We start from the raw sequence: 22,569 nt of genomic DNA, 5'->3' as shown, positions 1-22,569 counted from the left end.
GCCGACAACTTAGCCGTTGACCGGTCGGAAACGGCTCATTGGCCGATCGGGGACCTCGAGATCAGATCGCGTACTGCCTCGGCTCGTGCTGGACGGAGATCCAGTGTTCGGTGGTGAACTCGTCGACGGCCCACTGGCCGCCGAACCGGCCGATGCCGGACGCCTTCTCCCCGCCGAACGCGGTGTTGGCGTCGTCGTTGACCGGCGCGTCGTTGACGTGGGTCATGCCGGTGTCGATGCGGCGGGCGAAGCGCACGGCGCGCTCGACGTCGCGGCTGAACACCGCCGACGACAGCCCGTACTCGGTGGCGTTGGCCAGCCGTAGCGCGTCCTCGTCGCCGTCGGCGCGGATGACGGTCATCACCGGGCCGAACACCTCCTCGCGCGCGGTCGCCACGTCGTTGGAGCCGGTGAGGATGTGCGGGGGCAGGCACTGGCCGGTCGGACCGAAGGGATCGCCGCCGGTCAGCAGCGACGCGCCGTCGTTGCGGGCGCGCTCGAGCTTGTCCTGGATGGACTCGAGCTGCGAGGTGTTGATGATCGGCCCGAGCTGGGTGTCCGGATCGCGGGGATCGCCGACCTTCAGCTGTTTGGTCCGGTCGACGAAGCGCTCGAGGAACTCGTCGAACACGCGGGCGTCGACGATCGTGCGGTTGCCGATCATGCAGATCTGACCCTGGTGGAAGAACGAGCCGAACACCGCCGCGCGCACGGCGAGGTCCAGGTCGGCGTCCTCGAGCACGACGATCGGACCGTTGCCGCCGAGTTCGAGCGCGGTGCGCTTGATGCCGGCCTTCGCGGCGATGCCCTCGCCGACGGGCGTGGAGCCGGTGAACGAGACGACGCGCGGTGTCGGATGCTGCACGATCGCATCGCCGATGTCCGAGCCGGAGCCGACGACCACCGACAACAGGCCCGGCGGCAGGCCGGCTTCTTCGAGGATTCGCGCGAGCAGCAGGCCGCCGGTGACCGGGGTGTCGCCCGCCGGTTTGAGCACCACCGCGTTGCCGACCGCCAGCGCGGGCGCCACGGAGCGGTTGGACAGTTGCATCGGGAAGTTCCACGGCGAGATCACCGCGACGACGCCGACGGGCTCGCGGTAGATGCGGCTCTCCTTGCCCGGGATGTCGGAGGGCATGATCTTGCCCTCCACGTGGTGAGGCATCGAGGCGGCCTCCCACAGCACCGAACGCACCAGGCTCCACTCGAGTTCGGCCTTGGCGACGGTGCCGCCGGACTCGCGGATCAGCCAGTCGGTGATCTCGTCCTTGCGGGCGCCCATCACGTCGGCGGCGTTGCGCATCACCTCCGCGCGGGCCATGGGTGGTTGTGCAGCCCAATCCCGTTGCGCCTCCTCGGCAATCGCATAGGCCTCGTCGAGGTCGTCGGCGTCGGCCTGTGGGATTTCGGTCAGCACGTCGCCGGTGTAGGGGTCGGTGTCCTGCTTGGTCTTGCCGGACGAGCCGCCGCGCCACTGCTTGCCGATCGGCATGCTGTCGAAATCGGGGTAGGTGCTCATGAGATCTCGATTCCGATCTTGGTGTGCGGACCGTCGGCCTGGGCCTGCCAGGCGCGGGGAGCCTCGTCGAGGGGATAGCGCTCGGTGTCGACGGCGATACGCCCGTCGGCGGCGTGCTTGAGGAGTTCTTCGTAGCCTGAGCGCATCACGTCGGCGCCCATCAGGTTGTTCATGTGGCCGATGTGGGTGCGGCCCATCAGCTTGGCGAACGGGGCGGCCGCGGTCGGTCCGGCGCCCTGACCGACGGTGATCAGCGTCGCGCCGACGGCGGTTGCGTCGAGCGCCGCGAGAAACGGGTCGCCGTAGATCATGTCGAGGACGACGTTGTAGCCGTCGCCGGCCTCTTTCTCGAGCGCCGCGGCGTCGTCACGCTCGCCGAGGCGGACCACGGCGTCCGCACCGAGACTGCGCGCCTTGTCCAGTGCGTCGGGGTTGCGGCCGGCGCCGACCACCCGGCCTGCGCCGAGTAGCTTGGCGGCCTGCACGGCGATGTGGCCCACCACTCCGGTGGCGCCGAGCACCAGGACGGTCTTGCCGCCCGAGACGTCGGCGTGCCGGGTCAACGGCAGCCACGCCGCCAGGCCCGCGATGCCGAGCGCCACGGCCAGATCGTCGTCGACGCCGTCGGGAACGGGAAACGTCAGCGCGGGATCGACGCGACACCGCTGGGCCCAGGACCCGAACGGCGCCGGTGGCGAATCGAAATACACTCGCTTGCCGTCGGATGTGGTGCCGATGCCTTCCTTGCCCACGACCGACGGGGTCACGGGTTCGCCCATCTGGCCGGAGGCCAAAGCCAGATCGACCGGATTGCAGCCGGCGAGGCGGACGTCGACGACGTCGGGGCCATCGGGTTCGTCGAAGTCCTTGACCGTCGGCGTCTTTCCGGGCGCTTCGAGCACTGCGGCGCGCATGTGTTTCCTTCCGTATTGGTTCACGAGCGGGCTACCCGGTGCTGACGGTGTTATGCGGGGGATACGTCACAAAGCGATGGGCGACAGCTGTTCCATTTCACGCACGCCGCTCGTACGCTATTAGGCATGAGTCCAACAACGACGTCGGCTCTACCGCCGGGCCCGCGGCTGCCATCGTTCGCGATCCTGTTGCTGATGATGCGGTGGTGGCCGCAAATGGTCTCGCTGTGCGAGCGCCGCTACGGCAAGGTGTTCACGTTGACGAACTCCATGGTCGGCTCGATGGTCTACCTCGCCGACCCGGCTGACATCAAGACCGTCTTCGCCGGTGACCCGCGGATCTACCATGCGGGCGAAGCGAATTCGATGCTGGTCGGGCTGCTGGGGGACAGTTCGGTGCTGGTCGTCGACGACGAGGTGCACCGCGAACGCCGGCGGTTGATGATGGCGCCGTTCCACCGTGACGCGGTGGCGGGCCAGGCAGGTGTGATGGCCGAGATCGCGGCGGAGAACATCGCCGGATGGCCGGTCGGCAAGCCGTTCCCGGTCGCGCCGAAGATGTCGGAGATCACCCTCGAGGTGATCCTGCGGACCGTGATCGGCGCCAGCGACCCCGTTCGACTGGCTGCGTTGCGTGAGGTGATGCCGAAGCTGCTGAACATCGGGCCGTGGGCGTCGATCGCACTCATGAAGCCCAAGCTGTTGAAACACCGCTTGTGGCAACGGTTGCAGAGCAACATGCACCACGCCGACGAGCTGTTGTACGCCGAGATCGCCGACCGGCGTGCCGATCCCGACCTCGACACCCGAACCGATGCGCTCGCCATGCTGGTGCGGGCCGGGGTGGACGACGGCGCCGGGATGAGCGACCGCGAGCTGCGCGACCAGTTGATGACGCTGCTGGTCGCCGGGCATGACACCACGGCGACCGGGTTGTCCTGGGCCTTGGAGCGGTTGACTCGCCACCCCGATGTGCTCGCAAAAGCGGTGCGGGCGGCCGAATCCGGCGACGACGAGTATCTCGATGCGATCGCCAAGGAGACGCTGCGCAACCGCCCAGTCGTGCCCGACGTCGGTCGGATCCTCACCGAGCCGGTCGAGATTGCCGGCCACCGGCTACCCGCGGGCGTCATGGTGGTTCCGAGCATCACGCTCGTGCACGACGACGCCGACATCTATCCCGACCCCGACCGCTTCGACCCGGATCGGATGGTCGGTGCGACGCTGAGCCCGACGACGTGGCTGCCGTTCGGCGGCGGCAATCGGCGTTGTCTGGGTGCGGGATTCGCGATGGTGGAGATGCGCGTGGTGCTGGGGGAGGTGCTACGCCGCGTCGAGCTGGCGACCACCACTTCCGCCGGAGAGCGGCAGAAGCTCAAGCACGTGATCATGACGCCGCACCGCGGCGCACGAATCACCGTGTCGGCGAGAAAGATTGCCGTGCCGACGGCGGCGGGTCAAGCTGCATCAAGACCCGCCACCGCCGACACGTCACCCGCGAATCAGAACTGATCAGGGGACGTCGGTCGCCGGCACGCTGCCGCAACCGACTCCGGGGATACAGCCGGCGGCGCCCTGCGGGCCTGCTGCGCCGGATGGCCCGCCGGGAATCGCACCTGCGGCGCCCTGCGGTCCGGCCGTGCCGCCCGGTCCGCCGGGGATGGCGCCGGTCGCGCCTTCCGGTCCGGCAGCACCCGCCGGGCCGCCGGGAATGGCACCCGCAGCGCCCTCGGGTCCGGCAACCCCGGCCGGTCCACCCGGAACGGCGCCCGCAGCAGCGGGAGCGCCGGGAGGCGGCGGCGTCCACACACCCGGCGCGGGGGCCGGAGCGGGTGCGGGCGCCGGACCGGCGCAACCCGTGCCTGCGGAGTCGACGCAGCCCGAGGGGCCACCGGTCGGAACGAACGACGGCGAAGCAAAGCCAGCAGGCGCGGCTGCGATCGCGGCTGCCGCCGCGCCGGCCACCAAAAGCGGTGAATACTTCTTCAGGTTGGTCAACATGCCGGTGCTTTTACCACCGAGGGCAAAGCTCAAACCTCGGATGCCTCGCGGGCCCGGCGGTGCGGTCAGGGGCGCCGGTGCTGCGTGCCGCCACCGTCGGCCAGGCTGGCGATGTCGCGGTCCCAGGCCGCATAGCGCATCCGCCTCAGGCATGGCCTCGCGACGGCGACGAGCATCGCCGACACCGCCGTCACCGCGAGCCAGAACGACACCGCCGCGACCGAGGCGTCGACCCCGGCGCGCCACCACGGGTCCAGTGGCGGCGCCCGGCGACCATCGGGGTAGACCGAGATCTGGATCGTCTGCCCCGCCTTCACCGGCTGGTCCCAGCGGAAGCGCTCCGTGCGTTGAACACCTGCGAACTGCCAATTGGCTTGTACAACAGCCACATCGGTGCCTCGAAGCGTCGCGCTCGTCGCGGTGACGGTGGCCGTGACGGTTTGCCGGTGCTGCGCTTCGGCGACATACGCGCGGCCCCGCTCTTCGTGGATCGCGGTGGCCATCGCCCCGGCCACCGGTATGGCGATCAGCGAGGCCATCACCGCCATCACGATCACGAGGGTCTCGACGCGGTCGGTCATCCGGACCAGGGGATTGCGACCGATCGCCTGGGTCATCCGCCAGCGCCACCATCCGCATTGGACCGTCTGCATGGTGCCTCCCTCGGTCGCCCGAGGAATTGACCGTCCCCGCCCATCCAAACCTGTTGCCCACCTTCCGCGAGCGTGCGTGTCTGCACACGACACACCGCGAAAAATCAGCACTCTGCGCACTTTCGCGGCCCCGCGACCGTGCGCACGCTGCCTGCAATGCTCAGCAACCTCACCCGCCGACCCCAGCCACCCCGCCGAAAACCCGAGCGCGGCAGGCCCGGGGCCACTCCCGCAGAACGGCCGTGATTATTAAGAGATTCTGGCAAACATGATGTAACTTCAATCGACACACGATGCGGGGTTGGCCGCTGTCGAGGGGTTAATAGAGACGGTGGACGCGACACCATTCGGGCACTACCAGCTGCAGGAATTGATCGGCCGCGGCGGTATGGGCGAGGTCTATCGCGCTTACGACACCAAGACCGACCGCGTCGTCGCGCTCAAGGTGCTGCCGCCCAGCATGGCCGCCGACGAGACCTTCCAGCAGCGGTTCCGGCGCGAATCCCAGGCCGCAGCGGGGCTCAACGACCCGCACGTCGTGCCCATCCACGGTTTCGGCGAGATCGACGGCCGTCTCTACCTCGACATGCGCCTCATCGAGGGCCGCAACCTCGGCACGATCCTCAACGAGGCCGGTAAGAAACCGCTCGACACAACGCTGGCGGTCAAGATCGTCGAGCAGGTGGCGATGGCCCTGGACTCCGCGCACGCGACGGGCCTGATCCACCGCGACATCAAACCGTCGAACATCCTGGTGACCGAACACGAATTCGTGTACCTCATCGACTTCGGGCTTGCGCGCAGCGCGGGCGACAAGGGGCTGACCACTGCGGGCAGCACCCTCGGCACGATGGCGTACATGGCCCCCGAGCGCTTCGAGGGCAAACCGGTCGACCAGACCGCCGACATCTACGCACTGGCCTGCGTGCTCTACGAATGCCTGACCGGCGTGCGGCCCTATCCCGCCGACAGCCTCGAGCAGCAGATCGCCGGGCACATGAACAAGGACGTGCCGAAGCCCTCGGCGGTCGATCCGCGGTTGGCGGCCTTCGACGAGGTCATCGCCAAGGGCATGGCCAAGTCGCCAGCCAAGCGCTACCAGACGGCCGGTGGCCTTGCGGCCGCCGCACGCCGGGCGCTCAACGCGCCGGTGCGCACCGCGGGCAGCGGCAGGCACCAGGCGCGACGGGTACCGGCACGCGAGAGGCGGGTGCCGCGCAGGGCGTTGGCGGTGGCCGCGGCCGTGGTGCTGCTCGCGGCGCTGGGCACGTTCGGTGTGCTGCAGTGGCGCGGCGGCCACGACGGCAGCGCGAAACCGGCCGGCATCGAGGAGACCACGACGCCGCCGACCCCCGCCGACGGTGCGGTGGAGTCGATTGCGGTGACGGTGCCCGAGGAGATCCGGTCCACGGGCAAGCTCGTCATCGGTGTCAACACCCCTTATGCGCCAAACGAATTCAAAGACGCCGACGGTCAGATCGTCGGCTTCGACGTCGATCTGATGAACGCGATCGCGCGGACACTGGGCCTGGTCCCCGAATACCGCGAAACCGCGTTCGAGGCGATCCTGCCGTCGGTGCGGGCCGGCGACTTCAACGTCGGCATGTCGTCGGTGACCGACACCAAGGAACGCGAGGAATCGGTCGACTTCGTCACCTACTTCCAGGCGGGCACGCTGTGGGCGCAGCGGGCGGGTTCCGACATCACTCCCGCCGACGCGTGCGGCCTTCGCATCGGCGTGGCCTACGCGACGCTTCAGGAGACCGAGGAGATCCCGGATAAGAGCAAGGACTGCGTCGCCGCCGGGTCGGCCCCGATCGACAAGGTCGTCTACGTGACGCAGGACGACCTGACGAAGGCGCTGATCAACGGCGAGGTCGACGCCATGGCCACCGACTCGCCGGTCGCCGGGTTCGCGATCAAGACCTCCGGCGGCGCGCTGGAGGCCGCCGGAGACGTATTCAACTCGGCGCCGTACGGCTGGCCGGTGCCCAAGGGGTCCGGGCTGGCCGAGTCGCTGCGGCAGGCGTTGGCGCACCTGATCTCCACCGGCGAGTACCGCACGATCGCGCTGATGTGGGGCGTCGAGAAGGGCATGATCTCGACACCGCAGATCAACGGCGCCACCCGCTGACCGCCACCGGTCGAAGCGCTACGTGTAGCCTGGAGTCAGACCGTCTCCGGTTAGCAGCCATCTCTCGACACGATGGAACTGCGAAATTGATACCGCGCGCCCCTTTCGACTCGGCCGCTGCGGAACGTAACGAAGGACTTGCTCTATGCAGTCGAACGACCTGTTCTCACACCCTCAGGAGCCTGAGTTCGTCTCGAACCACGACCGCTCCACCGAGCCCGTCACCAATCCTGTGTTCTCCGACCGCCCCGATCGCGGTTCGTCCAACCCGTCGTCGTGAACGGCCTGACGGGCACGCGCCGGCTGGCCCGGCCGGTCCGCCTCGTGCTCGCATCGCAGCTCGGCTCCGATATCGACGGTGCCTGGTGGCCCCACACGGGCTCGGTCGCCGGTGAACTGCCCGAGCTGATCGAGACGCTGCACAAGACACTCGGCGAGGTCATCGACCTCCGAGTGAACTGGGCGGCCACCGACGGCACGCTGGACTTCAACTCGATCCTGTCGAGCACTCGAACCAAGAATCCCGGACCCCGCCGCGCACATCGCCTGATGGTCGTCGTTGGACGCTCAGCGTCGGCGAAACTCCTTGTGATACCGCATATGACGACACCCGCGCTCGGCGCGATGGTCATGCGGTGCGCGGTCGGCAGGCCGGGCGACGGTTCGCCGGAATGCCACCAGTGGCTCGAAGCCGCCGGCACCGTCATCCGCGACGCGCAGTCCGACAGCGCGGCGTGGGCCGCCCGCGTATAGGCCTTAGCGCACGACGATCGTGTGCTCACCCCGCGGCACCAGTTCGCCGATTATCGGCGCCCCCGGTATCTCCCCGGCGACCAGCAATCCGCCCGACGTCTGCGCATCCGCCAGCAGCAGCGCCTCGTCTTTGTCGACCGCGCTCAGGTCGACGTGCGGTGCCACCCACTCGAGGTTGCGCCGCGTGCCACCGCTGACATAGCCCTGCGCCAACGCATCTCGCGCGCCGCCGATGTATGGCACCGCCGCACTGTCGATCACCGCGGTCACGCCGCTGGCGCGGGCCAACTTGTGCAGGTGCCCGAGAAGCCCGAAACCCGTTACGTCGGTGGCGCATTCGGCACCGGAATCGACGGCGGCCCGTGCGGCGTCGGCGTTGAGCGTCGTCATCACCGCGATCGCCTCCGGGAACCGTTCGCCCGTGTTCTTGTGCCGGCTGTTGAGCACCCCGACGCCAAGCGGCTTCGTCAACGACAACGGAACACCGGGTTTGCCTGCGTCGTTGCGCAGCAACCGATTCGGATCGGCGATACCCGTGACGGCCAGCCCGTACTTCGGCTCGGGGTCGTCGACGCTGTGCCCGCCGGCCAGGTGACAACCCGCGGCCCCGCACACGTCCAGCCCGCCCCGCAACACCTCGCCGACCAACTCGAACGGCAGCACCTCGCGCGGCCAGCCCAGCAGGTTCAGCGCGACGACCGGCCGCCCGCCCATCGCGTACACGTCCGACAGCGCGTTGGTCGCCGCGATCCGGCCCCAGTCGTACGGGTCGTCGACGACCGGGGTGAAGAAGTCCGTCGTCGCGATCAACGCCACGTCCCCGTCGATGCGTACCGCGGCCGCATCGTCGCCGTCGTCGAGGCCCACCAGCAGTTCACCGACCGGATCGCGCGGCGCCGCGCCCGTCAGGCCACGCACCGCGTCCTCGAGTTCACCGGGCGGGATCTTGCACGCGCAGCCGCCGCCGTGCGCGTACTGGGTCAGTCGGTAGGTCATCTGCTCCGTCACAGCCTCCATGCTGCCTGGCATGATCGTGCGGTGGGTCAGGGAGGCGTATCCGGTCTGGTGACCGGCGCGGTCTTCAAAATCGCTGAGCGGCAGATTCTGTCGCTGGCGGGTTCGATTCCCGTCCGCCTCCGCCACCTTCGGAGCTGATCAGCCGTCCCACACCACGAGCCCGTCGTCGCGGATTCGCGCGCCCTCCGACGGCGTGTGCGGTACGAGACGGCCGTCGTGCATGAGATGAGCGACCGGCACCTCGAACCGCAGCACCGCCACGTCGGCCACGATGCGTCGGTGGCAGCGCCACCACACCGACTCGCTGCACATCATCGCGGTGTGCCGGTCCTGTGACTGCTCCACCAGCTCGCCCAGCGCGTCTCCGAACTCGTCGGTGCGCGTGTATGCGGCGTACGCGGCGAACTGCTTGACGCGCCACCACGAGTCCTCGGGCTCGGCGCCGGCGGGCAGGCTGCGCCGTCCGCCCAGCCGCTGCTCCCAGCGGTAGGCCAGCCCGGCGTCTGCGGCCCACTCGGTGATCGCGGCGGTCGCCACGTCGAGGTTGTGCCGGCTGTTCGGGTAGCGACGGATGTCGACGAGCGCCTCGACCTCGGCCCCGCCCAGCAGTCGGACGAGCTCCGACCTGTCGAGCGCACCGTGGCCCACCGACGTCAACACACCACCGTGTGTACCCGATCGACGCCGTTGCGCCATGATGGCTGCATGCGAGTTGTGTGCGGTTTGTTGCGCTGGTCGCAACACTGCGCACACAAATCACAGGGGCGACGGTGACCGATCCACGGCGACGGGTGCCACGCACCGACGCGCTGCTCGCCGACCCGCGCCTGGCCGAAGCATCGCGAGTGCTGGGCCGGACGCTGGTGAAAACCGTTGTGGGACAGTCGCAGCAGCGGGCGCGCGCCGGTGAGATCGAGCCGGAGCGGGTGGCTGACGACGCGGTCGCCTCGCTGCCGACGAGCGCGGCCACCCTGCGGCCGGTCATCAACGCCACCGGGGTCGTCGTGCACACCAACCTGGGGCGGGCGCCGTTGTCGCGGGCGGCGGTCGACGCGGTTGTCACCGCCAGCGGCGCCACCGACGTGGAATTCGACCTCGAGACCGGCCGACGGGCGCGGCGCGGCCGCGGTGCGCTGGCCGCGTTGGCCCGGGCCGTCCCGACCGCCGGAGGCGTGCACGTCGTCAACAACAACGCCGCCGCGCTGCTGCTCACCGCGATGACGTTGGCGCCCGGCAAGGAGATCATCGTCAGCCGTGGTGAGCTGATCGAGATCGGCGACGGCTTCCGGCTGCCCGAGTTGATGGAGTCGACCGGCTCGCGCATCCGCGAGGTCGGCACCACCAACCGCACCCACCTGCGCGACTACGCCGACGCGCTCGGGCCCGACACCGGCTTCATTCTCAAGGTGCACCCGTCGAACTACTCGGTCAGCGGGTTCACCTCGACGGTCGAGGTGCCCGAGCTCGCCAATCTCGACGTTCCCGTCGTCGCCGACATCGGCTCCGGCCTGCTCACCCCACACCCGCTGCTGCCCGACGAGCCCGACGCGACGACGATGCTGCGCGACGGCGCCGATCTCGTCACCGCGAGCGGCGACAAGCTGCTCGGCGGTCCCCAGGCGGGTCTGCTGTTCGGCGCGGCCGAGCTGATCGAACGGCTGCGGCGCCATCCGGCGGCGCGGGCGCTGCGGGTCGACAAGCTGACCCTCGCCGCGCTGGAGGCGACGCTGGTCGGCCCGCCTCCGCCGGTGATGCAGGCGCTCGACGCCGACGTCGCCGATCTGCGGGCCCGCGCGCAGAAGCTGGCCGCCCAGCTGCCGGATGCCGAGGCCGTCGACTGCACCGCCGCCGTCGGCGGTGGGGGCGCACCGGACGTCGCGTTGCCCAGCGCCGCGGTCAGCCTGCCGGAGTCCTACGCCGCGTCGTTGCGCACCGGTGCGCCCGCGGTGGTCGGGCGGCTGGAGGGCGGCCGTTGCCTGCTGGACCTGCGGACGGTGGCTCCTGACGACGACGGCCTGCTCGCCCAGGCGGTGCTGGCGTGTACGTCGTAGCGACCGCGGGCCACGTCGACCACGGCAAGTCCACGCTCGTTGAGCGCCTCACCGGCATGTGGCCCGACCGGCTGGCCGAGGAGCAGCGCCGCGGCCTGACCATCGATCTCGGGTTCGCATGGACGACGCTCGACGGCCGCGAGGTCGCGTTCGTCGACGTGCCGGGTCACGAGCGGTTCGTCGCGAACATGCTGGCTGGATGTGGGCCGATGCCCCAAGAAAGCCCAGTGATGTTCGTCGTCGCCGCGACCGAGGGATGGATGCCCCAGTCCGACGAACACCTCGACGCGCTGCGGGCGCTCGGGGTGCGACACCTGTTGGTGGTGATCAGCAAGGCCGATATCGCCGACCCCGCGGCTGCTCTCGGGCAGGTCCGCGAGCGGCTCCCCGACGCGCCGGTGGTGATTGGGACCGACCTCGAAGCCGTTCGCGCGGCAGTGGTTTCGCTTGTCGACGGATTGCCTGCGCCCGCGCTGGACGCCGATGTGCGGTTGTGGGTGGACCGGTCGTTCACCGTCCGCGGCGTGGGAACCGTGGTGACGGGGACGCTGGCGGCGGGCACGCTGCGCGTGGGCGACGAGCTCGAGCACGGCGGTCAACGGGTCACGATCCGGGGCCTGCAGTCGCTGGGCCGGGACCGTCGCGAGGTCGGGGCCATCGCGCGGGTGGCGGTGAACCTGCGCGGCGTCGACCGCCATCAGATCGCTCGGGGGGACACCATCCGTACGCCGGGCGCGTGGCTCGACACCACCGAAATCGACGTTCTGCTACGGGAATCCGGTGAACTACACCGACAACTGGTGCTCCACATCGGATCGGCGGCGGTGCCGGTGCACGTGCGACCGCTCGGAGCGAAAGGCGCGCGACTTCGGTTGCCGCGACCGCTGCCGCTGCGGATCGGCGACATCGGGCTGCTGCGCGACCCCGGCGAACATCGCATCGCGGCCGGCATCGAGGTGCTCGATGTGCGGCCGCCGGCGCTGCGGCGTCGCGGGGCGGCCCGCGAGCGTGGCGACGAATTGGCGACAGGACGCGTCCGCCCGCCACCGTGCGCGCGCGTAACCGAACTGCGCGCCATGGGTTTCGACGCCGACGGCACACGCGTCGGCGACTGGGCGGTCGACGACGAGTGGTGGGCTCAGCGCCGGCGACAGATGACCGCGGCGCTCGACGACTGGACGGCCGGACACGACGTCGCGGCCGGGATGCCGCTGGAGGTCCTACGGCAACAGGCCGGCCTGCCCGCCGCGGAGCTGCTGCTCTCGCTGTTGGACGGCACCGGGCTCCAGGTGGTCGACGGCGTCGTGCGACGACCGGACGCCGAGTTGCCCGCGCGCGTCGACAAGGCCGTGCGCACTGTCGAGGAGTGGTTGGCGGCCGAGCCGTTTCGCGCACCGGAGGCCGACGAACTCGCCGACTTGAACCTGGGACCACGCGAACTCGCTGCGGCGGTCCGCTCTGGCCGGCTGAGCCGGATCGCCGACGGCGTGGTCCTCGGGCCCGATGCCGTCGACCGCGCAGCCGAGGTACTCGCGACGCTGCCGCAACCGTTCACCGTCGCCGAGGCCAAGCGCGCGCTCAACACCACCCGACGGGTCGCGGTGCCGTTGCTCGAGCGCCTTGACGCAGGAAAGGTCACCCGCCGCGCCGCCGGCGGCACCCGCACGCTGCTGTAACCCCTGCCCCTACCCCCGCGAGCGCTCACCCTTGTACGTCTAGGCCGCGAAATCTGTACATAACTGAGCGCTCGGCCCTGGTGAGCGTTTGGTCTCCCGACGCCCGGGTACGCCGCGCGGGTACGGAAGGAGCGACCATGGCCGACATCAAGACAGGCAACATCGTCGACGACATCATCGCCGACCACCGCGAATTCGAAAGCGTCTTCACCGAGATCGAATCCGCAGGCGACCCGCACAGCCAGCCCGAACTGGTTGAGCATGTGATCGCCGGGATCGTCAGGCATGCGGTCGCCGAGGAGGAGTACGTCTACGCGGCGGCACGGGAGACGGTGCCCAACGGCGACGAGATGGTCAGCCACGAGATCGAAGAGCACTCCGAGGCCGAAGAGATCATGAAGGAGATCGAGAAGGTCGGCGCCGAGGACCCCAAGTACGACGAACTCGTGCGCAAGCTGATCGCCGACATCCGCCACCACATCGAGGACGAGGAGAACGATCTGTTGTCCAAGATGCGGATCGCGGCGACATCGGATCAGCTTCGTGATCTCAGCGAGAAGTTCCACCGCGCCAAGAAGATGGCACCGACGCGCCCGCATCCGATGGCGCCGGACCACCCTCCGGCCAACCGGATCCTGGCACCTGGCGCCGGACTCGTGGACCGGCTGCGCGACGCGTTGTCGGGTCGGAACTAACCGGCGGCCCGCACCTGCTCACAGGCCTAAATCGCTGAGACCGGGATGGTCGGCCGGTCGCGGGCCGGACCGGTCCCAGTGGTACAGCCGCTGTTCCTCGCTGATCGGCACGTCGTTGATGCTGGCGTGACGCGTCTTCATGAGCCCGTCGGCGGCGAACTCCCAGTTCTCGTTGCCGTACGCGCGGAACCATCGCCCCTCGCCATCGTGGTACTCGTAGGCGAACCGGACGGCGATGCGGTCGTCGCCGTAGGCCCAGAGCTCCTTGATCAGCCGATACTCGAGCTCCTGGTGCCACTTGCCGGTCAGAAACTCGATGATCTGCTCGCGGCCCTTGATGAACGTCGACCGGTTGCGCCACCAACTGTCCGGCGTGTATCCCAGCGCCACGCGATCAGGATCGCGCGTGTTCCAGTTGTCCTCCGCGGCACGAACTTTGGCCACGGCCGAGTCGTGAGTGAACGGCGGCACCAGTGGTGAACTCATTGCAGGTCCTTCCCGAAGCCCGTCGAGCGTACGGTTTCTTCCACCCCGTCCAGGGGCTTTACGTACAGAACCGTACGCTCGGCGCTTTTATTCAGCGCTCCGATTTGATCACCTGCGCCAGGCTGAACTGCCACCGCTCGACCAGTCGGAAGCCCATGTCGTGGCTGACTCCGAAGGCACGCGTCCCGCCGAACAAAGGCCCCGGCGGGATCGCCACGCCCTCTTCGTGTTCCGGGGCGTTCGGATCGGCCTGCGTGATGATCCAGACGACGGCGCAGTGTTCGAGCGGCCCGACCGACGCCTCCGGAATCAGGTTCGTGTCGAACACGTTGCGGCGGTCCACGGCGCGCTGCCACAGGCTGACGTCGACCAGACCGAGGTAGGCGTCGGGACGCGCCGCCATCAGCGGCCGCATCGGGGCCGGGTGGAAGGTGACGGTGTCGTTGACCAACAGGCAGTCACCCGCAGCGGCCTTGGCGCTGATCAGGTCGGCCACCTGGCTGTAGTCCATGTCGTATTTCGCATACGGGCCGCGTTGCACCGCAATGAAAGTGGGCGCCGCGACGAGCGCGAACACCGCCACGACAACTGCCGCCACCCACGCCCGACGCGCCACCACCATGATGCAGACGCCCAGCAGCAGCGCCATCGCGGGCGCGGTGAAGCACAGATACCGCGGCGTGTAGAGCGGTTCGCGCACAGCCGAGTACGCGACGATCAACGCCGTCGGAATGACCAGCCAGGCGACCGCCAGCACGGCCGCTTCGCGGTCCCCGACACTCGGTCGCCTGGCGAAGATCCACACCGCGAGGGCCGCCAGCAACACCACCGCCGCCAACGCCGCGAAGTACGGATTGCGATCGAAATACTGTTGGACGGCAACGTCTTCGAACGTGCGCGTGCCGATCGGCGTGATCCAGCTGATCTGCTGTGCCTGCCCCGCGACCACCTTGACGAACGGCGCCATCACCGCGACGCCCACGCCCGCGGCGATCGCAAACGGCAGCACCACCGCGCGTCGTCGCCGGAAGGCCAGCACGAAGACCGCGTGTGCGGGGACCAGGAGCGTCAGGTAGACGTCGAACAGAATCGACACGGCCAGCAGAGCACCGTATACCGTCCATGCCCAACGTGATTCGCGCCCCGCGGCCCGCACCAACACCACGGTCAGCCACACCGCGAGCACCATCGTCAGCGCGTACGGTCGTGCCTCGATACCCGCCCACGTCGCGCGGGGCAGGATCGCGCACAGGACGCCGGCCGTCAGCCCGACCCCGCCCGACGACAACTGCCGCCCCAGCACCACGACACCCGCCGCGGCCACGCCGACGGCCAGACCGCTGGGCACCCGCGACCAGAACTCCGTCGGCGGCGCGATGGTGAACCAGCCGTGCATCAGCACGTAGTACAGGCCGTGCACGGCGTCGACGTCGCCGAGCATCTGCCACAGCGCAACCAGGGGGCGGCTGTAAGACGCCGAGATCGTCGCGGCCTCGTCGTACCAGAACGACGGGCGCCCGGCGCCCGTGAGGCTCACCGCGGCGCCGAGGATGCCGACGAGCAGCGGTCCGAGCCACAGGGACCGCCCGCGGTCTACCAGACGCGGATCCAGTCGACGAGCATGACCGACGGATAGGGCGCCCGACGCGGGTCGCCGCCACCCGAACCACCGACCGCCAAGTTGAAGATCGCCTGCAACCAGTAGCCGGGGATCCCGAACGGCCATCGCAGGTCGTCGGGCCGGCCGTGAACCGGAATCGGCTTGGCCGGAACGGTGAAGTACGGCTTGGCGCCGTCGGTGTAGTCGCGCCAGAAGCGGAACCCGTCCTCGCTCCACTCGGTGCGCCAGGTGTGCCATGCGGGATCCACCAACTGCGGAATCGACATGCCCTCCCAGGTCTTGCCGTTCGAGGCGGCGTGGACGGTGGTTCCGGGCGGCCACGACTCGTTGCCGTAGTACTCGACGATGTCGATCTCACCGTCGGGTAGCGGATCCTGGTTCAGCAGCCAGTACGCCGGCCAGAGACCGGGGTGCATGCAATCGAGCTTGATGCGCGCTTCCCACGTCGTGCCGATCTGGCCGCGGAAGTGGCTGAGCACCTTGCCGCTGAAGTACTGGTCGCCTTCATGGGTGGCGCACAGCACGAGGTTGGAGTTGCCGTCGACGAACACATTGCGGCGGTCGTCGCGGTAAATCCCCACTACCGGGGGCCAAACGTCGTCCTGCCAGTTCTGAACGAGCCACTTCGACGGGTCGGGCGCCGAACCGGCCGGACCATCGAATTCGTCCTGGAAGAGGTAGCCGCCGGAGGCCGCATCGGGCGGCGGCTGCGCCGGTGCCGGCTGCTGCGGCGAGGCGTTCGCCAGCGGCGCGGGTAGGGCCGCGCCGAGCGCGGCGACTCCGGTCATCATCATCAGGGTGCGACGGTCGATTTCGGCCACAGCTGCACCATAGAGGGTGCGCACCTTGATCGCGTCGGGTTCCGACCACCGTGGCGCGAACGGCGGTCATCCGGTGGCGGCGTGCGATTGCAGCAAACCACTCCTGACGAGCCGCAACGCCGACATAAGTCCGCTTCGTGGCAACAGGCCCGTGTTCACGGTTTGATGGGAGGCACGTCGGGTAAGGAGGCACTGTGGACCTCAAGGGGTTGTTCCAGTCGTGGCCGGTGTACCGGCAGCTCACGGGCGAGGACCGGCTGGGACGCGGCCAGGCCGCCCAGTCCAAGCGCTCATCGACGCTGACGCCGCGCACCACCGAAGCCGACCGGGTCGCGCACTCCGTGTGCCCGTACTGCGCGGTCGGCTGTGCGCAGAAGGTGTACGTCAAAGACGAGAAGGTCATCCAGATCGAGGGCAACCCCGACAGCCCGATCTCGCGAGGCCGCCTGTGTCCCAAGGGGTCTGCGAGCAAGCAGCTCGTCACCGGCCCGCAGCGGTTGACCAAGGTGCGCTACCGCCCGCCGTACGCCACCGACTGGCAGGAGATCGATCTCGACACCGCGATGGACATGGTCGCCGACCGAGTCCTCGACGCGCGGGAGAAGGGCTGGCAGCAGTTCGACGCGGACCGCAACACGCTGCGCCGCACCATGGCCATCGCGAGCCTGGGCGGCGCGACGCTGGACAATGAAGAGAACTACCTGATCAAAAAGCTTTTCACCGCCTTGGGCGCCCTACAGATCGAGAACCAGGCGCGTATTTGACACAGCGCCACGGTTCCCGGTCTGGGAGCCTCCTTCGGTCGCGGCGGGGCGACGGACTATCAGCAAGACCTCGCCAACGCGGACTTCATCGTGATCATGGGTTCGAACATGGCCGAAGCCCATCCGGTCGGCTTCCAGTGGGTGGTCGAGGCCAAGGCGCGCGGAGCCAAGGTCGTCCACATCGACCCGCGGTTCACCCGCACCAGTGCGCTGGCCGATCGGCATCTCACGCTGCGGGCCGGCAGTGACATCGCGTTCCTCGGCGGCGTCATCAACTACATCCTGAGCAACGACCTCGACTTCCGCGAGTACGTCACCGCCTACACCAACGCCGCGTTCATCGTCGACGAGAGATTCCAGGACGCCGAGGACCTCGACGGCCTGTTCTCCGGCTACGACGACGAATCCGCCTCCTACGACCCGTCGACGTGGCAGTACGAAAGCACCGATCCCGAGAGCGGGGGCTCCGAGGCCAAAGAGCACGCGTCGGCCGATGAAAGTGGTTCCGGCGGACCGCCGGTCGAGGGCGGGGCGGGCCAGATCCCGAGCGACCCGACACTGCAGCATCCGCGCTGCGTCTACCAGATCCTCAAACGGCATTACGCCCGCTACACGCCGGAGATGGTGGAACGGGTATGCGGTGTTGCCCGCGACGACTTCCTCGACATCGCCCGGGCGTGGACCGAGAACTCCGGGCGCGAACGCACCGCCGCCCTGGTCTACAGCGTCGGGTGGACCCAGCACACGATGGGCGCGCAGTTCATCCGCGCCGGCGCGATCATCCAACTGTTGCTCGGCAACATCGGCCGCCCCGGGGGAGGCGTGTTCGCCCTGCGCGGGCACGCCAGTATCCAGGGTTCGACCGACGTGCCGACGCTGTTCAACCTGCTGCCCGGTTACCTCGCCATGCCGCACGCCGGTCAGGAGACGCTGGCCGACTACCTCGACGACATCAAGAGCCAAAACCAGAAAGGCTTCTGGCGCAACGCCGATGCCTACATGGTGTCGCTGCTCAAGGAGTACTGGGGCGAACACGCTACCGCCGACAACGACTTCTGCTTCGACTACATGCCCCGCATCAACGGCGACCACGGCACCTACCGCACGGTGATGGACATGGTCGACGGCAAGGTGTTCGGCTACTTCCTGCTCGGCCAGAATCCCGCCGTCGGATCGGCACACGGTCGCCTGCAACGCCTCGGCATGGCCAACCTCGACTGGCTGGTGGTGCGCGACCTCGTCGAAATAGAGAGCGCGACGTTCTGGAAGTCGGCCCCGGAGATCGAAACCGGGGAGATCAGCCCAGAGACGTGTCGCACCGAGGTGTTCCTGTTTCCGGCCGCCTCACACGTCGAGAAGTCCGGCACGTTCACCCAGACCCAGCGCAAGCTGCAGTGGCGCGAACAAGCGGTCGAGCCGCCCGGCGACGCCCGCTCCGAGCTGTGGTTCTTCTACCACCTCGGCCGCATCCTGCGCGAAAAGCTCTCCGGCTCAACGGACGAACGCGACCGTCCGCTGCTGGACCTGTCGTGGGACTACCGGATGGACGGTGACGAGCCGTTGGCCGACGACGTGCTGCGACGCATCAGCGGCGTGGACCTGACCACGGGCCGCGCCGTCGACAACTACCTGTCGCTGAAGGCCGACGGCTCCACGATGTGCGGCTGTTGGATCTACAGCGGCGTATACGCCGACGAGGTCAACCAGGCCGCGCGGCGTGAACCGCACGACGACGCCCAGTGGGGCTGGGTGTGGCCGATGAACCGGCGCGTGCTCTACAACCGCGCCTCGGCCGACCCGCAGGGCAGGCCGTGGAGCGAGCGCAAGAAGCTCATCTGGTGGGACGCCGAGAAGGGGGAGTGGACGGGTTATGACGTCCCCGACTTCGAGAAGACCAAACCGCCGGACTACGAACCACCCTCGGACGCAGTCGGTGTCGAGGCGCTGCGCGGCGACGACGCGTTCGTCATGCAGGCCGACGGCAAGGCGTGGCTGTTCGCGCCCAACGGTGTGCGCGACGGGCCGCTGCCGACGCATTACGAACCGCACGAGTCGCCGATGGCCAACGCGTTGTACAAACAGCAGGGCAATCCGGCGCGCAAGGTGTACGGGCGTGCGGACAACCCGTCGAACCCATCGCCGCCCGAGTTGCACGGCGAGGTGTTCCCGTTCGTCTTCACCGCGGCCCGGCTGACCGAACACCACACCGCCGGCGGCATGAGCCGTCAGCTGCCGTACCTCAGCGAGCTGCAACCGGGGCTGTTCGTCGAGGTGTCGCCGGCGCTGGCCGCCGAACGCGGTCTGACGCACATGGATTGGGCGCACGTGGTGACCAGCCGGTCGGCTGTCGACGCGCGGGTGTTCGTGACGGACCGGATGCGGCCGCTGCGCGTCGAGGACCGGGTGGTGCACCAGGTGTGGATGCCGTACCACTGGGGCAACGTCGGGTTGATCGACGGTGACGTCGTCAACGACCTGCTCGGCGTGGTGGCAGATCCGAACGTGTTCATCCAGGAGAGCAAGGTCGCGACGTGCGACATCCAGCCGGGACGCCGGCCCAGGGGTGCGGCGCTGTTGCAGTACATCGCGATGTACCGCGAGCGGGCGCGCATCACCCCCGAGACGGGCACCAACCTGGAAACGACCGGGGCGTCGGCCGATCACACCGAGGAGACGCCATGAGCAACAACAGTTTCTACGGTCCGCTCGACGATGTGGCCGCCGACGCGGGATACGGCGAACACCCGCCGCGGATGGGCTTTTTCACCGACACGTCGGTGTGCATCGGCTGCAAGGCATGTGAGGTCGCGTGCAAAGAGTGGAACGAGGTTCCCATTTCTGGGGACGGGGACGGGTTCAACCTGCTGGGCATGTCGTTCGACAACACTGGCGAACTGGGCGCGAATTCGTGGCGCCATGTGGCGTTCATCGAGCAGCCGTCTCGGGAACGCGTCGACCTCGGCATGCCGGGCTTCGAGCGGCCGGGCGACACGATGGGCGCCGAGACCCGTCAGGACTTCCGCTGGTTGATGAGCAGCGACGTCTGCAAGCACTGCACCCACGCCGGCTGCCTGGACGTGTGCCCGACAGGCGCGCTGTTTCGCACCGAGTTCGGGACCGTCGTTGTGCAGCAGGACATCTGCAACGGCTGCGGCTACTGCGTGTCGGGATGCCCGTACGGAGTGATCGAGCGGCGTGAGGGTGACGGTCGGGCGTGGAAGTGCACGCTGTGCTACGACCGCTTGCGCGACGGGCTCGAACCGGCTTGCGCGAAGGCGTGCCCGACGGACTCCATACAGTTCGGCGTCCTCGACGAGCTGCGCGAGCGAGCCGCGTTGCGCGTCAACGAGTTACACGAACGCGGTATCACCGAGGCGCGGCTGTACGGCGAAGACCCGAACGACGGTGTCGGCGGCGACGGTGCGTTCTTCCTGCTGCTCGACGAGCCGGAGGTGTACGGGTTGCCGCCCGATCCGGTGGTGCCGACCCGCGATGCCGGGGCGATGTGGCGCTATGCGGGTATGGCCGCCTCGGCGATGATCGGCATCGCGATGTCGTCGTTCCTGGGCAGGCGGCGCTGATGCCCCGCGAGCAACTCAACGTGCCGAAGGCCGAGTTCTGGTCGTACTACGGCAAGCAGATTCTCAAGAGTCCGGTGTGGAACTGGATGATCGCGGCGTATCTGTTCTGCGGCGGGCTCTCCGCGGGGTCGGCGATGCTGGCGGCCGGCGCCGACCTGACGGGACGCACGCAGCTGCGCAAAGTGACCCGAATCGGTTCGCTGGTCAGCATTTTGGCGAGCCTGTACTTCCTGATCGCCGACCTCGGCCGGCCGGAGCGGTTCCACCACATGCTGCGGGTGGCCAAGCCGAGCTCGCCGATGAGCATGGGCACCTGGATCCTCTCCGCGTACGGCCCGGGCTCGGGCGTGATCGCGGTGGCGGAGCTGATGCCGCGGCGGCTGCGCCGCACGGTGCTGGGCCGGCTGGTCGACTGGGTGGCGCGACCCGCCGGGCTCTGGGCGGCGGGGACGGCGCCGGGGGTGGCGTCGTATACGGCAGTTCTGTTGTCGCAGACGGCGGTTCCGGCCTGGCGAGAGGCGCACCCGTATCTGCCGTTCGTGTTCACGGGTTCGGCAGCGGCCAGCGGGGCGGGCTTGGGGATGATGTTGGCGCCCTACGGCGAGAGCGGTCCAGCCCGACGAATGGCTGTCCTGGGCGCGGGGATGGAGGTCGCGGCGTCGCGGACGATGGAGCGGCGGCTGGGCGTCGAGGGCGAGGCGTACACGACCGGACGGCCACACCGTTTGCGCCAACTGTCGGAGGTGCTGACCGTCGGCGGGGCCGTCGGCGCGGCGCTCGGGCGCAACCGCACGACGATGGTCGCGTCCGGGGCGGCCCTGCTCGTCGGCAGCGCACTGCAGCGGTTCGGGGTGTTCGAGGCCGGCGTCGCGTCGACGCAGGACCCGAAGTACGTCGTGGTCCCGCAACGCGAGCGCCTCAACTCTTCCCGGCGAGACTCTTCCCCGCGAGCAGACGCAAACCTGCCCGAAAACGCGGGCGATTTCTAGTGCTTGATGCAACAGCCTCTAGTTGAGGGGTTGTATGAGAGTTCCGCGGTATCCGTTTGTGGGTCGTCGGTTCTGGGCGTTGATCGCCGAAGGGGTTTCGCCTTTTGCCGCCGGGGAAGCGGTGGGCGTGTCGAAGCACACTGCGTGGGGGTGGTTTGCTGACGCTGGTGGTGTGAAGCCACGATTCAGTGATGTGTCCGCTAGCCGAGCGCGACCCCGTTTGACGCTTGAAGAGCGTGAGGAGATTCAAGACGGGGTGGCTCGTCAGGAGTCGATTCGTTTCATCGCACGTCGGCTGGGCCGCCATCCCAGCACGGTGATGCGTGAGATTGAGCGCAATGCCAGTGTCGGTGGTGGTCGGTATCGGGCGCGGCATCGGTTCGGGGCGCCGTGGCGTGGTGGTTGGGAGTGCGTGCCGCGATATCGGGCCCATACCGCCCATGTACGAGCCCACGACCGGGCACGCCGCTCGGCGCCGGGCAAGTTGGCCACCAACACGCGGTTGCATGATGAGGTGCAGGCTCGGTTGGATGAGCAGCACAGTCCCGCCCAGATCTCACGTCGGTTGCGGCTGGACTTTGCCGATGATGCCGAGATGCGGGTGTCCCACGAGATGATCTACCAAGCGATTTATGTTCAGGGCAAAGGCAATCTGCGTCGCGAGTTGCATACCTGCCTGCGTACTGGGCGGGCGCTGCGTAAGCCGCGGCGCCGCCCCGAGGAACGCCGTGGGCGGCTGCGCGACATGGTCAACATCAGCCAGCGACCGCCTGAAGCCGCCGACCGCGCCGTGCCCGGGCATTGGGAGGGCGACCTCATCCTGGGCAGCACGGCGTCGGGCTCGGCGATCGGCACTCTTGTGGAACGCACGACGAGGTTCGTCATGCTGCTGCA

General features: G+C 68.6%; 19 protein-coding genes and 1 tRNA gene. 11 read left to right on the top strand and 9 right to left on the bottom strand.

Annotation, left to right across the window (positions count from 1 at the left end; all coding sequences use genetic code 11):
- Positions 1-61 precede the first annotated feature (61 nt).
- Positions 62-1,519, bottom strand: coding sequence for an aldehyde dehydrogenase family protein (locus A5752_RS13830; protein ID WP_067086232.1), 1,458 nt, complete (start codon positions 1,517-1,519; stop codon positions 62-64).
- Positions 1,516-2,433, bottom strand: coding sequence for a quinone oxidoreductase family protein (locus A5752_RS13825; RefSeq protein WP_067086228.1), 918 nt, complete (start codon positions 2,431-2,433; stop codon positions 1,516-1,518). The genes A5752_RS13830 and A5752_RS13825 overlap by 4 nt, the downstream gene beginning before the upstream one ends.
- Positions 2,434-2,559: 126 nt before the next feature.
- On the opposite strand from A5752_RS13825, the gene A5752_RS13820 reads away from it, so the two are divergent.
- Entirely contained in the window at positions 2,560-3,945 is a 1,386-nt protein-coding gene (locus A5752_RS13820) for a cytochrome P450 (RefSeq protein WP_067086226.1), read from the top strand.
- Here the strand turns inward: A5752_RS13820 and A5752_RS27145 are convergent, their stop codons facing one another.
- Together A5752_RS27145 and A5752_RS13815 are read right to left on the bottom strand one after the other, a co-directional pair.
- On the bottom strand, positions 3,946-4,434 hold the full coding sequence (locus A5752_RS27145) for a hypothetical protein (RefSeq protein WP_082963884.1): 489 nt from the start codon (positions 4,432-4,434) through the stop codon (positions 3,946-3,948).
- A 65-nt stretch (positions 4,435-4,499) separates the two neighbouring features.
- Positions 4,500-5,087, bottom strand: a complete 588-nt coding sequence (locus A5752_RS13815) for an Rv1733c family protein (RefSeq protein ID WP_067086224.1) — start codon at positions 5,085-5,087, stop codon at positions 4,500-4,502.
- 331 nt (positions 5,088-5,418) lie between these two features.
- On the opposite strand from A5752_RS13815, the gene stpK7 reads away from it, so the two are divergent.
- Both stpK7 and A5752_RS13805 read left to right on the top strand, forming a co-directional pair.
- Positions 5,419-7,221: a serine/threonine protein kinase StpK7 gene (gene stpK7 / locus A5752_RS13810; RefSeq protein ID WP_067086222.1), complete on the top strand. Its 1,803-nt coding sequence runs from the start codon at positions 5,419-5,421 to the stop codon at positions 7,219-7,221.
- Between the two features lie 276 nt (positions 7,222-7,497).
- Positions 7,498-7,974 carry a DUF5994 family protein gene (locus tag A5752_RS13805; RefSeq protein WP_067086219.1) on the top strand — a complete coding sequence of 159 codons (477 nt, stop codon included), beginning with the start codon at positions 7,498-7,500 and terminating at the stop codon, positions 7,972-7,974.
- A gap of 3 nt (positions 7,975-7,977) precedes the next feature.
- Here the strand turns inward: A5752_RS13805 and selD are convergent, their stop codons facing one another.
- On the bottom strand, positions 7,978-8,970 hold the full coding sequence (selD, locus tag A5752_RS13800) for a selenide, water dikinase SelD (protein WP_067086408.1): 993 nt from the start codon (positions 8,968-8,970) through the stop codon (positions 7,978-7,980).
- 51 nt (positions 8,971-9,021) lie between these two features.
- Between selD and A5752_RS13795 the strand changes: the two genes are divergently transcribed.
- Positions 9,022-9,116, top strand: a tRNA-Sec gene (locus A5752_RS13795).
- 13 nt (positions 9,117-9,129) lie between these two features.
- On the opposite strand, the gene A5752_RS13790 is transcribed toward A5752_RS13795, so the two are convergent.
- Complete coding sequence (locus A5752_RS13790) at positions 9,130-9,651, bottom strand: DUF488 domain-containing protein (RefSeq protein WP_067086216.1); 522 nt, start codon at positions 9,649-9,651, stop codon at positions 9,130-9,132.
- Between the two features lie 110 nt (positions 9,652-9,761).
- Here A5752_RS13790 and selA point away from each other — a divergent pair, with 110 nt between their 5' ends.
- From selA to A5752_RS13775, 3 genes are all read left to right on the top strand, one after another.
- Complete coding sequence (gene selA / locus A5752_RS13785) at positions 9,762-11,042, top strand: L-seryl-tRNA(Sec) selenium transferase (RefSeq protein ID WP_067086406.1); 1,281 nt, start codon at positions 9,762-9,764, stop codon at positions 11,040-11,042.
- On the top strand, positions 11,030-12,718 hold the full coding sequence (locus A5752_RS13780) for a selenocysteine-specific translation elongation factor (protein ID WP_067086213.1): 1,689 nt from the start codon (positions 11,030-11,032) through the stop codon (positions 12,716-12,718). Before selA ends, A5752_RS13780 begins: the two co-directional genes overlap by 13 nt.
- 137 nt (positions 12,719-12,855) lie before the next feature.
- Positions 12,856-13,413, top strand: a complete 558-nt coding sequence (locus A5752_RS13775) for a hemerythrin domain-containing protein (RefSeq protein WP_067086210.1) — start codon at positions 12,856-12,858, stop codon at positions 13,411-13,413.
- 18 nt (positions 13,414-13,431) lie between these two features.
- Here the strand turns inward: A5752_RS13775 and A5752_RS13770 are convergent, their stop codons facing one another.
- The 3 genes from A5752_RS13770 to A5752_RS13760 all read right to left on the bottom strand — a co-directional run bounded on the left by A5752_RS13770 (position 13,432) and on the right by A5752_RS13760 (position 16,332).
- On the bottom strand, positions 13,432-13,899 hold the full coding sequence (locus A5752_RS13770; protein ID WP_067086207.1) for a nuclear transport factor 2 family protein: 468 nt from the start codon (positions 13,897-13,899) through the stop codon (positions 13,432-13,434).
- Between the two features lie 91 nt (positions 13,900-13,990).
- Entirely contained in the window at positions 13,991-15,499 is a 1,509-nt protein-coding gene (locus A5752_RS13765) for a glycosyltransferase family 39 protein (protein WP_067086403.1), read from the bottom strand.
- Positions 15,493-16,332 (bottom strand): glycoside hydrolase family 16 protein, encoded by an 840-nt coding sequence (locus A5752_RS13760; protein ID WP_067086402.1) that lies wholly within the window; start codon positions 16,330-16,332, stop codon positions 15,493-15,495. The genes A5752_RS13765 and A5752_RS13760 overlap by 7 nt, the downstream gene beginning before the upstream one ends.
- A 203-nt stretch (positions 16,333-16,535) precedes the next feature.
- Here A5752_RS13760 and fdh point away from each other — a divergent pair, with 203 nt between their 5' ends.
- The 4 genes from fdh to A5752_RS13735 form a co-directional block, all read left to right on the top strand.
- Positions 16,536-19,787 carry a formate dehydrogenase gene (gene fdh, locus A5752_RS13750; RefSeq protein ID WP_156613851.1) on the top strand — a complete coding sequence of 1,084 codons (3,252 nt, stop codon included), beginning with the start codon at positions 16,536-16,538 and terminating at the stop codon, positions 19,785-19,787.
- Positions 19,784-20,686 (top strand): 4Fe-4S dicluster domain-containing protein, encoded by a 903-nt coding sequence (locus tag A5752_RS13745; protein WP_067086200.1) that lies wholly within the window; start codon positions 19,784-19,786, stop codon positions 20,684-20,686. Before fdh ends, A5752_RS13745 begins: the two co-directional genes overlap by 4 nt.
- The gene (nrfD, locus tag A5752_RS13740; protein ID WP_067086195.1) at positions 20,686-21,675 is read left to right on the top strand and encodes an NrfD/PsrC family molybdoenzyme membrane anchor subunit; all 990 of its coding nucleotides are present in this window, start codon (positions 20,686-20,688) and stop codon (positions 21,673-21,675) included. Before A5752_RS13745 ends, nrfD begins: the two co-directional genes overlap by 1 nt.
- A 34-nt stretch (positions 21,676-21,709) precedes the next feature.
- On the top strand, positions 21,710-22,569 hold an 860-nt coding region (locus tag A5752_RS13735), incomplete at its 3' end, for an IS30 family transposase (protein WP_353612296.1).

Origin of the sequence: Mycobacterium sp. 852002-51961_SCH5331710, from assembly GCF_001665535.1 — a bacterium.
Classification (GTDB): domain Bacteria; phylum Actinomycetota; class Actinomycetes; order Mycobacteriales; family Mycobacteriaceae; genus Mycobacterium.
Note: the sequence above shows the minus strand (reverse complement) of the source record. Positions and strands in the feature narration are given on the sequence as shown.

Excerpts from the sequence above, each read along its gene's own strand:
- A5752_RS13830 (WP_067086232.1), bottom strand. The coding sequence starts at position 1,519 with ATGAGCACCTACCCCGATTTCGACAGCATGCCGATCGGCAAGCAGTGG.
- A5752_RS13825 (WP_067086228.1), bottom strand. The coding sequence starts at position 2,433 with ATGCGCGCCGCAGTGCTCGAAGCGCCCGGAAAGACGCCGACGGTCAAG.
- A5752_RS13820 (WP_067086226.1), top strand. The coding sequence starts at position 2,560 with ATGAGTCCAACAACGACGTCGGCTCTACCGCCGGGCCCGCGGCTGCCA.
- A5752_RS27145 (WP_082963884.1), bottom strand. The coding sequence starts at position 4,434 with ATGTTGACCAACCTGAAGAAGTATTCACCGCTTTTGGTGGCCGGCGCG.
- A5752_RS13815 (WP_067086224.1), bottom strand. The coding sequence starts at position 5,087 with ATGCAGACGGTCCAATGCGGATGGTGGCGCTGGCGGATGACCCAGGCG.
- selD (WP_067086408.1), bottom strand. The coding sequence starts at position 8,970 with ATGACCTACCGACTGACCCAGTACGCGCACGGCGGCGGCTGCGCGTGC.
- A5752_RS13775 (WP_067086210.1), top strand. The coding sequence starts at position 12,856 with ATGGCCGACATCAAGACAGGCAACATCGTCGACGACATCATCGCCGAC.
- A5752_RS13770 (WP_067086207.1), bottom strand. The coding sequence starts at position 13,899 with ATGAGTTCACCACTGGTGCCGCCGTTCACTCACGACTCGGCCGTGGCC.
- A5752_RS13745 (WP_067086200.1), top strand. The coding sequence starts at position 19,784 with ATGAGCAACAACAGTTTCTACGGTCCGCTCGACGATGTGGCCGCCGAC.
- nrfD (WP_067086195.1), top strand. The coding sequence starts at position 20,686 with ATGCCCCGCGAGCAACTCAACGTGCCGAAGGCCGAGTTCTGGTCGTAC.